The 13,334-nt window shown below is 68.7% G+C and carries 11 protein-coding genes and 1 pseudogene; 7 read left to right on the forward strand and 5 right to left on the reverse strand.

Annotation, left to right across the window (positions count from 1 at the left end; all coding sequences use genetic code 11):
- Genes MCHUDSM44219_RS16360 through MCHUDSM44219_RS16375 form a run of 4 tightly spaced genes read left to right on the forward strand, consistent with a single transcriptional unit; the run spans position 1 to position 5,706 of the window.
- Positions 1-1,422, forward strand: a complete 1,422-nt coding sequence (locus MCHUDSM44219_RS16360; protein WP_048419284.1) for an ABC transporter substrate-binding protein — start codon at positions 1-3, stop codon at positions 1,420-1,422.
- On the forward strand, positions 1,419-2,276 hold the full coding sequence (locus tag MCHUDSM44219_RS16365; protein WP_082162240.1) for an ABC transporter permease: 858 nt from the start codon (positions 1,419-1,421) through the stop codon (positions 2,274-2,276). The genes MCHUDSM44219_RS16360 and MCHUDSM44219_RS16365 overlap by 4 nt, the downstream gene beginning before the upstream one ends.
- The gene (locus MCHUDSM44219_RS16370; protein WP_048419285.1) at positions 2,273-3,016 is read left to right on the forward strand and encodes an ABC transporter ATP-binding protein; all 744 of its coding nucleotides are present in this window, start codon (positions 2,273-2,275) and stop codon (positions 3,014-3,016) included. The genes MCHUDSM44219_RS16365 and MCHUDSM44219_RS16370 overlap by 4 nt, the downstream gene beginning before the upstream one ends.
- Positions 3,016-5,706 (forward strand): fumarate reductase/succinate dehydrogenase flavoprotein subunit, encoded by a 2,691-nt coding sequence (locus MCHUDSM44219_RS16375; protein WP_048419286.1) that lies wholly within the window; start codon positions 3,016-3,018, stop codon positions 5,704-5,706. Before MCHUDSM44219_RS16370 ends, MCHUDSM44219_RS16375 begins: the two co-directional genes overlap by 1 nt.
- Here MCHUDSM44219_RS16375 and MCHUDSM44219_RS16380 read toward each other — a convergent pair.
- The 4 genes from MCHUDSM44219_RS16380 to MCHUDSM44219_RS16395 form a co-directional block, all read right to left on the reverse strand.
- Positions 5,697-6,893, reverse strand: coding sequence for an acyl-CoA dehydrogenase family protein (locus tag MCHUDSM44219_RS16380; RefSeq protein WP_048419287.1), 1,197 nt, complete (start codon positions 6,891-6,893; stop codon positions 5,697-5,699). The two genes, MCHUDSM44219_RS16375 and MCHUDSM44219_RS16380, sit on opposite strands and share 10 nt — an antisense overlap.
- The gene (locus tag MCHUDSM44219_RS16385) at positions 6,890-7,924 is read right to left on the reverse strand and encodes an LLM class flavin-dependent oxidoreductase (protein WP_048419288.1); all 1,035 of its coding nucleotides are present in this window, start codon (positions 7,922-7,924) and stop codon (positions 6,890-6,892) included. Before MCHUDSM44219_RS16385 ends, MCHUDSM44219_RS16380 begins: the two co-directional genes overlap by 4 nt.
- Entirely contained in the window at positions 7,921-9,252 is a 1,332-nt protein-coding gene (locus tag MCHUDSM44219_RS16390) for a glutamine synthetase family protein (RefSeq protein ID WP_048419289.1), read from the reverse strand. The genes MCHUDSM44219_RS16385 and MCHUDSM44219_RS16390 overlap by 4 nt, the downstream gene beginning before the upstream one ends.
- 126 nt (positions 9,253-9,378) lie before the next feature.
- Positions 9,379-9,675, reverse strand: coding sequence for a WhiB family transcriptional regulator (locus MCHUDSM44219_RS16395; RefSeq protein WP_048419290.1), 297 nt, complete (start codon positions 9,673-9,675; stop codon positions 9,379-9,381).
- A 213-nt stretch (positions 9,676-9,888) separates the two neighbouring features.
- On the opposite strand from MCHUDSM44219_RS16395, the gene MCHUDSM44219_RS16400 reads away from it, so the two are divergent.
- Genes MCHUDSM44219_RS16400 through MCHUDSM44219_RS16410 form a run of 3 tightly spaced genes read left to right on the forward strand, consistent with a single transcriptional unit; the run spans position 9,889 to position 13,090 of the window.
- Positions 9,889-11,439: a sodium:solute symporter family protein gene (locus MCHUDSM44219_RS16400; protein ID WP_236695485.1), complete on the forward strand. Its 1,551-nt coding sequence runs from the start codon at positions 9,889-9,891 to the stop codon at positions 11,437-11,439.
- A complete protein-coding gene (locus MCHUDSM44219_RS16405) occupies positions 11,436-11,774 on the forward strand; it encodes a hypothetical protein (RefSeq protein ID WP_048419291.1) in 339 nt (112 codons plus the stop codon). Before MCHUDSM44219_RS16400 ends, MCHUDSM44219_RS16405 begins: the two co-directional genes overlap by 4 nt.
- Positions 11,771-13,090 carry an LLM class flavin-dependent oxidoreductase gene (locus MCHUDSM44219_RS16410; RefSeq protein ID WP_048419292.1) on the forward strand — a complete coding sequence of 440 codons (1,320 nt, stop codon included), beginning with the start codon at positions 11,771-11,773 and terminating at the stop codon, positions 13,088-13,090. The genes MCHUDSM44219_RS16405 and MCHUDSM44219_RS16410 overlap by 4 nt, the downstream gene beginning before the upstream one ends.
- A 157-nt stretch (positions 13,091-13,247) precedes the next feature.
- On the opposite strand, the pseudogene MCHUDSM44219_RS29015 reads toward MCHUDSM44219_RS16410, so the two are convergent.
- Positions 13,248-13,334: pseudogene (locus MCHUDSM44219_RS29015) on the reverse strand (cytochrome ubiquinol oxidase subunit I); the annotation flags it as partial.

Genomic DNA, 13,334 nt, shown 5'->3' on the forward strand with positions numbered 1-13,334 from the left:
ATGAAACGCGCACTCGCCCTGCTGCTCACGGCCGTCACCGCCACGTCGGTGGCCGGCTGCTCGTTGGATGCACAGTCCTCCTCGGCCGACACCGTCCGCGTCGTCGTCGGCTACCAGTCCAAGACCATCAACACCGTCACGGCGGGAACCCTGCTGCGCGCCAAAGGGTTTCTCGAGAAGCGGCTGTCCGACATCGGGAAGTCCTCCGGCGTGACGTATCAGGTCGAGTGGCAGGACTACGACACCGGCGCGCCGATCACCGCCCAGATGGTCGCGGAGAAGATCGACATCGGCTCCATGGGCGACTATCCGCTGTTGATCAACGGCTCGAAGACCCAGGCCAACGAGCGCGCCCGCACGGAGCTGGTATCGGTGACCGGCTACAGCCCCACCGGGTCGCTGAACATGGTGGTCGTCCCGCCCGGCTCGCCGGCCCGCACGATCGCCGACCTGAGAGGCCAGAAGGTCTCGGCCAGTGTCGGGTCCGCCGGCCACGGCACGTTGGTGCGTGCCCTCGACAACGCGGGCATCGACCCCAAGACCGGTGTCGAGGTCCTCAACCAGCAGCCACAGGTCGGCGCGTCGGCGCTGGAATCAGGGCAAGCGCAGGCGCTTTCGCAGTTCGTCGCATGGCCGGGCCTGCTCGCCTTCCAGGGCAAGGCCACGCTTCTGTACGACGGCGCCGAGGGCCGCTACCCCACCTTCCACGGTGTGGTGGTGCGCCGCGACTACGCGGGCAGCCATCCGGAGGTGCTCGACGCGTTCCTGCAGGCGCAGCTCGATGCGACCGACTTCCTCAACGAGCACCCGCTGGAGTCGGCGCAGGCGGTCGCCGAGGGCAGCGGACTCCCGCCCGAGGTGGTCTACCTGTACAACGGTCCCGGCGGCACCAGCTTCGACCCCACGCTGAAACCGTCACTGGTGCAGGCCCTCCAGGGCGACGTGCCCTACCTGCAGTCGATCGGCGAGTTCGCCCCGCTCGACGTCCCCGGTTTCGTCAACGCCGGCCCGATCAGGAAGGCGTTCGCCGATCGGGGCCGGAACTACGACGCGGCGCTCGCCAGCACCGAGAACCCGTCGACGCTGAGCGGCCGCGACCCGGTCTGCGACATCCCGCTCACCGACCCCGCACTCGCAGGCGAGCTGTGGATCGACGGCAAGGACACCACGCAGCCGGCCGCCAACCCGGACTGCCTGCTGCGGGCCATCCGGGAGGCCGGGGCCAACGGTGAGAAGGTCCGCGCCGCCTACGTTCCGGACTCCGAGTTCGGCACCCGCTGGTTCGCCGACAAGTCGGTCTGGGTGCGCGACGGCGGGCGCCACTTGCCGTTCGACACCGCGGCGGGGGCCGAACGCTACACCGCGGCGCACCCCGGGACGGCCGTGGTCGACTACCGGCAAGCGCTGGCCGGTGCGGTATGACGACCGCCCCCGCAGTGCTCGGCACCACCGAACCGGCCGTCGCCGTAGCGGCACCCACCACGGCCGTGCGCCGCCGATCCTGGCCGTCGGTGCTGGTGCGGGTCTTCTCCGTCGCCGCGGCCATCGGGCTGTGGCAGCTGCTGACCGCTCACGACGTCCGGCTGTGGCTGCGGTTCGACACCCTTCCCACGGTCGGTGACATCGTGACCGCCTTCGCGCACCGACTCGGCGCCCCGGACTACTGGCTCGACCTGGGTCAGTCGTTGATCCGCATCTTGACCGGATTCGCCCTGGCGGCTGTCGCCGGCATCATCACCGGCATCCTGCTGGGCCGATCGTCGCTGTTCGCCAACGTCATCGGGCCGCTGACCGAGTTGGCCCGACCGATCCCGGCCATCGCCATCGTGCCCGTCGCGATCCTGCTGTTCCCCACCGATGAAGCCGGCATCGTGTTCATCACGTTCCTGGCCGCGTACTTCCCGATCATGGTGAGCACCCGGCACGCAGTCCGGGCGCTCCCCACCCTGTGGGAGGACTCGGTGCGCACGCTGGGCGGCAGCCGGTGGGACGTCATCACCCGGGTTGTGGTGCCCGGCATCCTCCCCGGAGTGTTCGGCGGACTGTCGGTCGGCATGGGCGTGGCCTGGATCTGCGTGATCTCCGCGGAGATGATCTCCGGGCGGCTGGGGGTCGGCTACCGGACCTGGCAGGCCTACACCGTGCTCGCCTACTCCGACGTGTTCGTCGGCATCATCACCATCGGTGTGCTGGGCTTCGCCACGTCGGCCGCGGTGGAGGTGATCGGCCGCCGGGTGACGCGGTGGCTGCCGCGGGGCCAGGAGATGTCCCGATGACCGGAATGAGCCTGACGCTGCGCGATGTCACGCTCAGCTACGGCGATGCGCCGGTGGTCGACGGCCTGGACCTGACCGTCGCGCCCGGGGAGATCCTGGTGCTCACCGGCCCGTCCGGGTGCGGAAAGTCCACCGTGCTGCGCGCACTGGCCGGACTGCTGCGACCGGACGCCGGGGCGGTACTCGCCGACGGGGCCCGCGTCACCACCACCTCCCGCGATCGGGCGATGGTGTTCCAGGACAACGCGCTATTGCCCTGGCGCACCGTGCAATCCAACGTCGAACTCGCCCTGCGGCTGGCCGGGCGGCCCCGGCAGGGGCGCCGCGAAGAGGCGCGCAAGTGGATCTCCGACGTGGGGCTGACGGGTTTCGAGACGTACCTGCCCAAGAGCCTGTCCGGCGGTATGCGCCAACGTGTTCAACTGGCCCGCGGCCTGGCCGGCGCGCCCCGCGCGGTCATGATGGACGAACCGTTCGGCGCACTCGACACCCAGACCCGCGCCACGATGCAGCGACTGCTCATCGACACCTGGCGCGCCCACCCGACCACGGTCGTCTTCGTCACCCACGACGTCGACGAGGCACTGCTGCTCGGTGACCGCATCGCCGTGCTCGGCAGGGCCGGCCAGCCTCTGCGCGCGTTGCTCGACGTCCCGAGCCCGCGCGACCCCTCGGTGTCACGGACCGCGCTGCGCGCGGATGTGATTGCCGCACTCGACCATTCGGAGCGTGTTACCTGATGCAGATTCCCTCTCTGTCCGACGCCGTCCGGCTCGACTGTGACGTCCTGGTCATCGGCGGCGGCACCGCGGGCACCATGGCCGCGCTCACCGCCGCCGAGAACGGCGCGCAGGTACTGCTGCTCGAAAAGGCCCACGTCCGCCACTCCGGCGCGCTCGCGATGGGCATGGACGGCGTCAACAACGCCGTGATCCCCGGCAAGGCCACCCCCGAGGACTACGTCGCCGAGATCACCCGCGCCAACGACGGAATCGTCAACCAGCGCACCATCTATCAGACCGCCACCCGCGGATTCGCGATGGTGCAGCGGCTGGAACGCTACGGCGTCAAGTTCGAGAAGGACGAACACGGTGAGTACGCCGTGCGCCGTGTGCACCGCTCCGGTTCGTACGTACTGCCCATGCCCGAGGGCAAAGACGTCAAGAAGGCGCTGTACCGGGTGTTGCGGCAGCGCTCGATGCGGGAGAAGATCCGCATCGAGAACCGCTTGGTGCCGGTGCGGGTGCTCACCTCCGGTGGCAGAGCTGTCGGCGCCGCGGCGCTCAACAGCCGCACCGGCGAATTCGTCGTCGTCGGCGCCAAGGCCGTCATCCTGGCCACCGGCGCCTGCGGCCGACTCGGCCTTCCGGCGTCGGGCTACCTGTACGGCACCTACGAGAACCCGACCAACGCCGGCGACGGCTACGCGATGGCGCTGCACGCCGGCGCCGAACTGTCGGGCATCGAATGCTTCCAGATCAATCCGCTGATCAAGGACTACAACGGGCCGGCCTGCGCCTATGTGGCGAACCCGTTCGGCGGGTACCAGGTCAACGCCCTCGGTGAGCGCTTCGTCGACTCCGACTACTGGTCGGGGCAGATGATGGCCGAGGTGAAGAGCGAGATCGAATCCGCCCGGGGACCCATCTACCTGAAGGTCAGCCATCTGCCCGACGAAACGCTGACCACGCTCGAAGGGATCCTGCACACCACCGAGCGCCCGACCCGCGGCACGTTCCACGCCAACCGCGGCCACGACTACCGCACCCACGACATCGAGATGCACATCTCCGAGATCGGGCTGTGCAGTGGGCATTCCGCGTCGGGGGTCTGGGTCGACGAGAACGCACGCACCACGGTGCCCGGCCTGTACGCGGCCGGCGACCTGGCGTGCGTACCGCACAACTACATGATCGGCGCATTCGTGTACGGCGAGCTGGCGGGCGCGGACGCGGCAACCACAGTGGCCGATGTTGCTGCGCCGCAGACTCTTCCGGCCGACCAGATCGCGGCCGCGCACGAGCTGATCTACCGCCCGCTGCGCCAGCCCGACGGGCCGCCACAACCGCAGGTCGAGTACAAGCTCAGGCGTTTCGTCAACGACTATGTGGCGCCGCCGAAAACGGCCGCCAAGCTGTCGCTGGCGGTGGAGACGTTCGACCGGATGCGCGACGAGGTCGCAGGTATCGGCGCCACCACCCCGCACGAACTGATGCGCGCGGTCGAGGTGTCGTTCATCCGCGACTGCGCCGAGATGGCGGCCCGGTCGTCGCTGACCCGCACCGAATCCCGCTGGGGTCTCTATCACGACCGCAGCGACCTGCCCGAGCGTGACGACGACGCGTGGCGGTATCACCTCAACCTTCGGCAGACACCCGACGGTGACATCGAGTTCCTCAAGCGGCCCGTCGCCCCGTATTTCGTCCCGGTGCCCGGGCTCGACGACATCCCCAGCGCGCAGACCGAGCCCATCGCGGTGTCTCAGCCCGCGCTGGTGGGCGGCCGGGCGCCCGCGTCGGAGGTGTCCCGCGTGATCGAGTCGAGCGGACCGGCGCCGTCCCCGCGCATCGCCGCGGTGCTGGCGCTCGACGAGCCGTCCGTCGACGACCTCGCGCCGTTCCTGACCGACGGGGATCCCGGTGTGCGGCGCACCGCCGTCGACGTGCTCACCGAGCACCTGTGCGACGGATACGCCGGACCGCTCGTCGCGGCGCTCGGCGACCCGGACGCCGGCGTGCGCCAGGTGGCTGCCGAGGGCATCCGCGAGCTGGTCGAGGTGCTACCGGCACCTGCTTCTGTTGCTGCACATGTTGATTCGGCCGATCCCGCGGTGCGTGGCGCCGCGGTCTACGTGCTGAGCGCGCGGCGGACCGGGGATCCGGACACCTATCGACGTCTGGTCACCGACGCCGACCACCGTGTGCGCATCGAGGCGGTGCGCGCGCTGGTGTCGGTCGACGACGTCGACGGCGTGGCGGCCGCGCACGCCGACGCCAACCGCGAGGTGCGGGTCGCGGTAGCGGGCGGCCTCGGCACGTTGCGCGCCGGCGCGGCGACGATACGACTGTTGCTCGACGACCCCGATCCGCTGGTCCGCGCCGCGGCGCTCGCCGCGATCGGGGATATCGGGTGGCGCGACAGCGACGGGGTGGCGGTCGAGCAGGCGCTCGCATCGTCGGCCTGGCAGATCCGCCAGGGAGCGGCGCGGGCGCTGGCCGGGGCTCCGTCGTCGGCGGCCGCCGTCCCACCGCTGTCGCGGGCACTGGCCGACCCGCACCTCGACGTGCGCAAGGCCGCGGTACTCAGCCTCACCCGGTGGGCTCCGTCGGAGGAAGCGGCGCGCGCCGCGTTGACCGGCGCGCTCGACGACGGCGACGCCGACGTCCGGGCCTACGCCCGCCGCGCGCTGGAAACCACAGGTCAGAAGTAGCCGTTGGCCGGCGGCGACACCTCGTTGACGAGGTAGTTGCCGACCGCGTGCGCCTTGTAGTCCAGCGGATTGTGACTGGCCAGGGTGCGCGCGTTGCGCCAGTGCCGGTCCAGGTTCAGCGCGCGCGCCGTCGCCGACGCCCCGCCGGTGTCGAACAGCCGTTGCGCCGCGTCGAGCGTCAGCCGCTCGACGACCAGTTGCGCCTGCGCGACCGCCACGGCGGCGTCGGCCAGCGCGTCGGCGTCGAACACCCTGCCCTGGTCCACGAGTTCGTCGAGCCCGTCGGCCGCCGACAGCACCAGCGATTCCGCGACGGCCGCGGCGGTGCCGATCTCGCCGACGGCGTGCAGCACGAAGGGGTCCTCGGCCGCGCGCGTCGCGATCGAGTGCGCTGCGGGACGGGCCCGGGTCCGCACGTAGTCCACGGCGTCGTCGCGGATCGCGGCCGCGATGCCCGCCGCCACCGCCGCCAGGTAGAGCTGCAGGAAGGTGGTGCTGTGGCCGAGGTGGTCACCGTCGGACACGGTGGTCACCTCGACGGGGGCGATCTCGACGTCGGTGAACCGGCTGCCGCCACTGGCCGTGGTGCGCTGCCCGAAACCGTCCCAGTCGTCGAACAATTCGACGCCGGCCCGGTCGGTGGGCACGATCACCTGGACGTCGTTGCCGGCGGCGTCGACCGCCGACACCGCGATCACGTCGGCGTACAGCGTGCCGGTCGAGTAGAACTTCTGTCCGTTCAGCCGCAGCACCCCGTCGCGGTCCGGCAGCACCGTGGTGTCGGAGCTGCCCGGTGCGCGGCCCTTGGCGTCGGTGATCGCGTTGCCGATCACCAACCCGGCGTTGATCCGCGGGAACCATTCCGCGCGTTCGGCCTCGGTGGCCCGGTTGCTCAGCAGCCGCTCGGAGAAGCCGAAGTGCGCCCGCAGCGCCTGCGCCACGTTGGAGCTTCCCGACGCCAGCGCGACGACGGCGGAGAGCACGTCGCGGATACTGCCGCCGGGTCCGCCGTAGCGCTGCGGTACGCGCAGGCTCAGCACCCCGGTCCGGCGGATCTCGTCGACGGCGTCGTACTGCAGGACACGCTCGCGTTCGGCAGCGGGATCGGCGGCGCGCAACTGCGCGACGATGGGGGTCAGGCGGTGCAGCCGTTCGGCCACCCCGTCGACGGCGGTGGTCAGAGTCATCGAATCTCCCTGCTGGAGCGGAATCTCGGGATGATGTGTTCGGCGAAGCGGTCCAATTCCGCTTCCAGCGGCTGGAACTGGAGCATGAACAGCTCGATACCCGCCTCCTCGAATGCCGAGATCCGCTCGGCGACGGTGTCATAGCTGCCCACCAGACCGGCCAGGGTGCCGCCGTTCGAGCCGACCCGGCTGGTGTTGGCGAGCACCTTGTACATCTGGGTCTTCGGATCGGTGCCGCCGGTGATCTCCGGGCGCCGTTCGGCGTCGACGAGCGCCTGCAGGTGGTCGGCCTCGGCGTGGGCCGCGGCGTCGGTCTCGCGGGCGACGACGAACGCGGACAGCCCGAACCGCAGGGGCGGCCCGCCGACTGCGGCGCGGCGCGACCGCAGGTCGGCGATCACCTCCGCGGTGTCGGCCAGCGGCCGGCCGTTGATGAAGAACACGTCGGCCGTCTCGGCGGCCAGGGCCCGGCCGGGTTCGGACTCGCCTCCGACGTAGACGGGCGGAACGTGCTGCGGCACCGGCCGGACGAGCGCGGGGTGCCCGTCGCCGACGGCCACCTGTTTGCCGGCCCACAGCGCGGTGACGGTGCGCAGCCAGTCGCGGGTGTGGGCGTAGCGGTCGTCGTGCTCGAGCACCGTGACGCCGAGCGCCTCCAGTTCGGGCAGGAACCATCCGCTGACCACGTTGATCGACAACCGGCTTGCGGAGATGTCGGCGATGTTGGCCGCGACCTTGGCGAACACCAGCGGGTTGAACAGCAGCGGTTTGATCGCGCCGATGAGCTCGATGGTGTCGGTGGCCTCGGCGAGCGCGGCGAGCGTCGACCACGTCTCGAGCACGTCGTCTTCGACGTCACTGGGGTGGATGACGTGCTGGGCGACCAGCGTCGCGTCGAAGCCGACCTTCTCGGCGTGCACGATGAGATCCCGCGTGCGCCGGTAGCTCGCATCGGGTGCGTCGTGCGGGTGGTGCCGTGCGCCGTGGTTGCCGTAGACCGGCGCCCACACCCCGAACCGGGGCCCCGTCATGACGTGCTCAGGTAACGCTTGCGCTCCCAGTCGCTGACGTGACCGACGTAGGCGTCCCATTCACTACGGGCGATCACGGCGAAGTCGAGCACGGACTGCTCACCGAGGATCTCGAGGATGGTGTCGTCCTGGATGGCGAGCGCGACCGCCGTGCCCAGCGAGTCGGGCAGCGGCGCGCCCTTGCCGTACAGGTTCCCGGTGGCGGGTTGCGGCGGCTCGCGGCGGGCCTCCAAGCCGGCGACGATCGCCGCGAGCGCGGAGGCGATCAGCCAGTAGGGATTCGAATCGGAGGCACCCGAACGCAATTCGATACGGGACGCCTCGGGTATGTCCTCGACCAGCGAGCGGATGGCCGCGCTACGGTTGTCCCGGCTCCAGTTCACGGTGTCGGGGGCGAACGTGTCGGGCGCGAAGCGGCGATAGGCGTTCACCGAGTGCGCGCCGAACAACGTGATCGACGGCAGGTGCTCGAACAGGCCGGCGATCGCGTACCGGGCGGTCTGGCTCTCGGCGCCGTCCACCGCCGCGAACACCGGCCGGTCGCCGTCCCACAGCGAGATGTGCAGATGCGCAGACGAGCCCGAGTGTTCGGAGAACGGCTTGGGCATGAAGCTGGCGAGCTTGCCGTGCCGCCGCGCGACCTCCTTGGCGGCGTACTTCAGCCGGGCGCTGTCGTCGGCGGCGGCCAGCGCGTCGGTGTAGACGAGGTTGGTCTCCACCTGGCCGGGCCCGTACTCGGTCTGGATGCCCTCCAACCGGGTGAACGCGCCCAGGGTGTCGTAGAGGTCGGCGATGAGGGGGTCGAGCGCGTTGGCGTTCTCCAGCGAGTACGCCTGGATCGCGTCGATGATCGGCGACCCGTCGGTCTCGAGCAGGTAGAACTCGAACTCGACGCCGATCTTCGCGGTGTAACCGAGCCCCTCCAGTCGCGCCAGCACGCGCTTGAGGACGCCGCGCGGGTCCAGCAGCGACGGTGTGCGGTGGTGGGTCACGATGTCGGAGATGATGTGTCCGACGCCGGGCCGCCACGGAAGCCGGGTGAACGTCGAGAAGTCCGGCACCGCATACACATCGGGGTAGCCGCCGGCCCAGTTGGTCAGCGACAGCGAGTCGATGACGGTGCCGTCGGTGTTCCAGCCGAGCGCGGCCTCACAGAACGCGAAGCCGCTGCCGGTGGCCCGGTCGAGGAACTGCCCGGCGGGGATTCGCTTGCCGGCGGAATGGCCGAACGGATCGCTCCAGGCCACCTCGATCTCGGTGAGGGTGCCGTCGGCGATCCCGCGGCGCAGTTCGTCGGCGGCCGCACTGGCCGGGGCGACCTGAGTCATGCCGCGGCCTCGGCGAGGCGCGCGGCGGGCCATGTCACTACGGGCATCACAGGTGTCCTTCTCACATCCGGGCGATCGTGCTGGTCGCACCCTAGAGACACCGATGGGAGTGCGGAACGGTTGCGGTCAGCGTGAGTTCTTCTCCGCGCTGCGGTGCGACGACGGGATACCGCGTTCCCGCGGGGTGGTGGCACCCCAGACGCCGTAGCGCTCCGGAACGCTCAGGGCGTGCTCGCGGCAGCGGATCAGCACCGGGCAGGTCCGGCAGATCCGCTTGGCCTCCTCCTCGCGGCGCCGACGGTCCGACCGGCGGTCACTCTCGGGGAAGAACAATTCCGCGGGGAAGTCGAGGCACCTGCCCTGGAATTGCCAACTCCAGTACTCGTCGCCGTCGGGTGCATCGATCGGAAGGACCGCGGTCATCGTCGGATGGTCACCGACACAGCGGGTTTGAGCCCAGACATCCACTCGCCGTGAGTGTTTTCCGACGCTCGATAACAGACACCGACACCGCAGGCAACTCGGGGGCTGCCTTTAACTCAACCTGAATCAAAGGATGAACAAGGTGTTCCAGCACTGGCCATGATGTGTCGCCGCCGTTGCTGCGGCGATCTCGTCATGCTGCCTGGAGGTGCTGTGTTCCACCCGTCGAACCTGTCGCCCGGCATCGGCTTCCTGCTGATGCTGGGCTTGGGCGCGTTCATGTTCTTCGTCGCCTACGTCGTGAAGTCGATGGTGAAGAACACCCACGACTTCGTGATCGCCGACCGCCGAATCGGTTTCGGCTTCGGAGTCGGCTCCGTCATCGCTGTGTGGACCTGGTCGATGGCGGTCATGATGTCGTCGGCGCAGGCCTTCACGTTCGGCACGTCGGGCCTGATCTGGTTCGTCGTGCCCAATGGGCTGGCGGTCATGCTGATGGTGCCGTTCGCCATCCGGCTGCGCAGGCAGATGCCGGCTGGCTACACGATCGTCGAGTTCATCCGCGAACGCTTCCAGAACAAGCCGGCCACCACCATTGCGCTGGTGGCCATGCTGCTGGGTCTGCTCGCCGAGATCTTCATCAACCTGTTCGGCGTCGTTCTCGTCATGGGCGTGGTGTTCGGGATCAACCCGACCGTGGTACTCATCGTCACCCTGGCGACCGTCACGATCTACTCCTACTTCGGCGGACTGTGGACCTCGGCGATCACCGCGACGTTCAATACGCTGCTGATCACCGTGCCCGCGGCCATCGTGGTGCTGGCCGTGCTCGCGAAGGTCGGCGGGCCGAGCCTGGTCTTCCAGAAGGTCGAGGAGGCAGGACCCAACACGCTCAACGCGTTCGACGGTGCGGCTGCCGCGGGCTTCGGGATCTCGCTCTCGCTGGGACTGCTCGCCTCCACGATGGCCGACCAGACGTTCTGGCAGAAGGCCTGGGCGCTCAAGCCCGCGACGTTGGGACGCACCTTCGTGTGGGCCGGATTGTGGTTCTACCCGATCCCTATCGTGCTCGGTCTGCTCGGCCTGGTCGGTCTGGGCTATGGCGTGAGCCTCGAGGATCTCGGCGCGGCGGGCCCGGGCGGCGTCGGTCCGTACGTCGTCAGCCACCTGGGACTGCCCATCGTGCTGATCGCCCTCTACGTCCTGATAATCCTCAACGCCTGCTACTCGTCGATCGACGGTGCCTTCTCGGCGCTGTCGTCGGTGGTCGCCGTGGACATCCTCAAGCGGGCCAAGCCGGACATCGCGCCCAAGACGCTGTTCCGCTGGACGAAGAGTTCGATCATCATCGCCGGCGTCATCGGCGGTATCGTCGTCAGCTCCGGCATCGACTACGTCGAACTCGTCAACACCGTGTACTTCCTCAAGGCAGCGCTCATCATCCCCTTGGCACTGGCCATCTTCTGGCGACGGATGACCGCGCTGGCCTTCGTTGCGAGCCTGGTGCTGGCGATCGCGGTCGGCTACCCGGTCCGCGAATACGTCGGCGAACTGCAGGGAATCATCACCTTGGAGGCGATCTCACTCGTGGCGGCCGTCGGAATCAGCCTGCTGCAGAGGCAGAGCTTCGACTTCGGATCACTGAGCCGCCGCAACTCGGCGTTGATCGAGTCCGACCACGCCGTCGACTTCGGAGGCGCGATCGTGCCCGAACGTGAGGTCAATAAGGTCACGCAGGATGTCGACCCGGATCCGGTCCGATGATCGCATTCTGGATCGCCGTCGTCGTCGGTGTCCTCGTCGCCGGCGCCTACATCACGTTGGGAGTGCAGGCCTTCGGCCGAGTCCGCCGCGACGTCCTCGCCGACGCCGCCGCCGGCGACCGCACCGGTCTTCCGTTGAACCCCGATGACGCCCTGCCCGAGGGCGGCTTCACGTGGAAGGCGATCGGCGCGGTGATCTTCTCGACGCTCGTCATCGTCCTGCTGGGCGTGAACAGCATCTTCTGGTACCTGCCCCCCATCCTGGCCATCGGCGCAGCAGTCGCCGTCATCACCGCGTTCCTGGTCGAACGCCGGACGCAGAACGAGAACACATGACGAAGAAGAAGATGCACCTGCTGGGTTTCGTCCAGCACGGTGTGATGAACCACGCGTCGACGATGTGGGCACACCCGCGCGACAAGGTGGGGTATCACTGGTCGCGTCCGGAGTACTGGCGCGATCTCGGCCGCACGATGGAGCGCGGCCTGTTCGACGCGATGTTCATCGCCGACGAGCTCGCGCCCTACACCACCTACAAGGGCAACTCGGATCCCGTCGTGAAGTTCGCGGGTCAGTGTCCGGTGCACGAACCCGCCAGCGTCGTGCCGATCGTCGGGGCGTTCACCGAACACCTCGGTATCGGCATCACGTTGTCGACGTCCTTCGTGCCGCCGTACATGATGGCCCGTCAGCTCTCGACGCTCGACCATCTGACCGGTGGCCGCGTCGGCTGGAACATCGTCACCTCGTATTCGAAGAGTGAGTTCCAGGCGATGGGCAAGGAGAACCTGACGCCGCGCGACAAGCGCTACGAGGTCGTCGAGGAGTACATGCAACTGCTGTACCAGCTGTGGGATTCGTGGGACGACGACGCGATCGTCTACGACCGGGAGAACGGCATTTTCGCCGATCCGGCCAAGGTCCGAGAGGTCGACTTCCGGGGTGAGTTCTTCCAGTCGAAGGGCCGTCACTTCGTCGCTCCGTCACCACAGAAGCGGCCGGTGCTCTGGCAGGCCGGATCCTCGGACCAGGGTCGCGAGTTCGCCGCCAAGCACGCCGAATCGGTGTTCGGCATCTTCCCGACACCCAAGAGCATGAGTGCCTATGCCGACGACATCCGTAGCCGCGCCAGCGACGCCGGCCGCGACCCGGAGTCGGTGAAGCTGATCTACGGTCTGCAGACGATCATCGACCGCGACAAGGGCCGCGCCAACGACCGCTACGCCGAGTTCGTCGAGAAGGTGCAGATCGAGAGTGCCCTGGGGATCCTGTCCGGCCATACCGGATTCGACTTCTCCACCCTTGATCTCGACGACAACGTCGTCGACGCCGACGTGCAGGGCATCCGCGGACTGTTCGACGCGATCCTGGAGGCCAAGGACGGTGCCCCGGTGACGGTTCGCGAGGCCGCGCAGATCTACGGCGTCTCGATGGGCGCACCTGTCGCCGTCGGCACCCCGTCCGACGTCGCCGACCAGATGGAGCAGTATGTCGACGAGGGCGGCTGCAACGGCTTCATGATGCTGGCGACCGACACCCCGGGGTGCTTCAACGACATGACCGAGCTACTGGTTCCGGAGTTGCAGCGGCGTGGCCGCTTCCGGACCCGTTATCCCGGAACGACTCTGCGCGAAAGCCTCCAAGAGTACTGAGGTGAAGAAGGCCCACTTCCTGGCGTTCCTGCAACACGGCGTCAGCAGTCACTCGGTGGGCATGTGGCGCCACCCGCTCGACAAGGTCGGCTATGACTACGCCTCGCCGAAGTACTGGCAGCACATGGCCCGCACCATGGAGCGGGGGTTGTTCGACGCCATCTTCCTCGCCGACGAACTTCGAGTACTCGCTCCAGTTCATCCCGAACTGGAACTCCTGCACGATGCCCGTGGCGACACCGAG

The organism is Mycolicibacterium chubuense, from assembly GCF_001044255.1.
Classification (GTDB): domain Bacteria; phylum Actinomycetota; class Actinomycetes; order Mycobacteriales; family Mycobacteriaceae; genus Mycobacterium; species Mycobacterium chubuense.

What these genes read in the sequence shown, in the direction of transcription:
- MCHUDSM44219_RS16410 (WP_048419292.1), top strand. Translation starts at nt 11,771, where the DNA reads ATGACGAAGAAGAAGATGCACCTGCTGGGTTTCGTCCAGCACGGTGTG.
- MCHUDSM44219_RS16380 (WP_048419287.1), bottom strand. Translation starts at nt 6,893, where the DNA reads ATGACTCTGACCACCGCCGTCGACGGGGTGGCCGAACGGCTGCACCGC.
- MCHUDSM44219_RS16360 (WP_048419284.1), top strand. Translation starts at nt 1, where the DNA reads ATGAAACGCGCACTCGCCCTGCTGCTCACGGCCGTCACCGCCACGTCG.
- MCHUDSM44219_RS16365 (WP_082162240.1), top strand. Translation starts at nt 1,419, where the DNA reads ATGACGACCGCCCCCGCAGTGCTCGGCACCACCGAACCGGCCGTCGCC.
- MCHUDSM44219_RS16375 (WP_048419286.1), top strand. Translation starts at nt 3,016, where the DNA reads ATGCAGATTCCCTCTCTGTCCGACGCCGTCCGGCTCGACTGTGACGTC.
- MCHUDSM44219_RS16385 (WP_048419288.1), bottom strand. Translation starts at nt 7,924, where the DNA reads ATGACGGGGCCCCGGTTCGGGGTGTGGGCGCCGGTCTACGGCAACCAC.
- MCHUDSM44219_RS16370 (WP_048419285.1), top strand. Translation starts at nt 2,273, where the DNA reads ATGACCGGAATGAGCCTGACGCTGCGCGATGTCACGCTCAGCTACGGC.
- MCHUDSM44219_RS16390 (WP_048419289.1), bottom strand. Translation starts at nt 9,252, where the DNA reads ATGACTCAGGTCGCCCCGGCCAGTGCGGCCGCCGACGAACTGCGCCGC.
- MCHUDSM44219_RS16395 (WP_048419290.1), bottom strand. Translation starts at nt 9,675, where the DNA reads ATGACCGCGGTCCTTCCGATCGATGCACCCGACGGCGACGAGTACTGG.
- MCHUDSM44219_RS16405 (WP_048419291.1), top strand. Translation starts at nt 11,436, where the DNA reads ATGATCGCATTCTGGATCGCCGTCGTCGTCGGTGTCCTCGTCGCCGGC.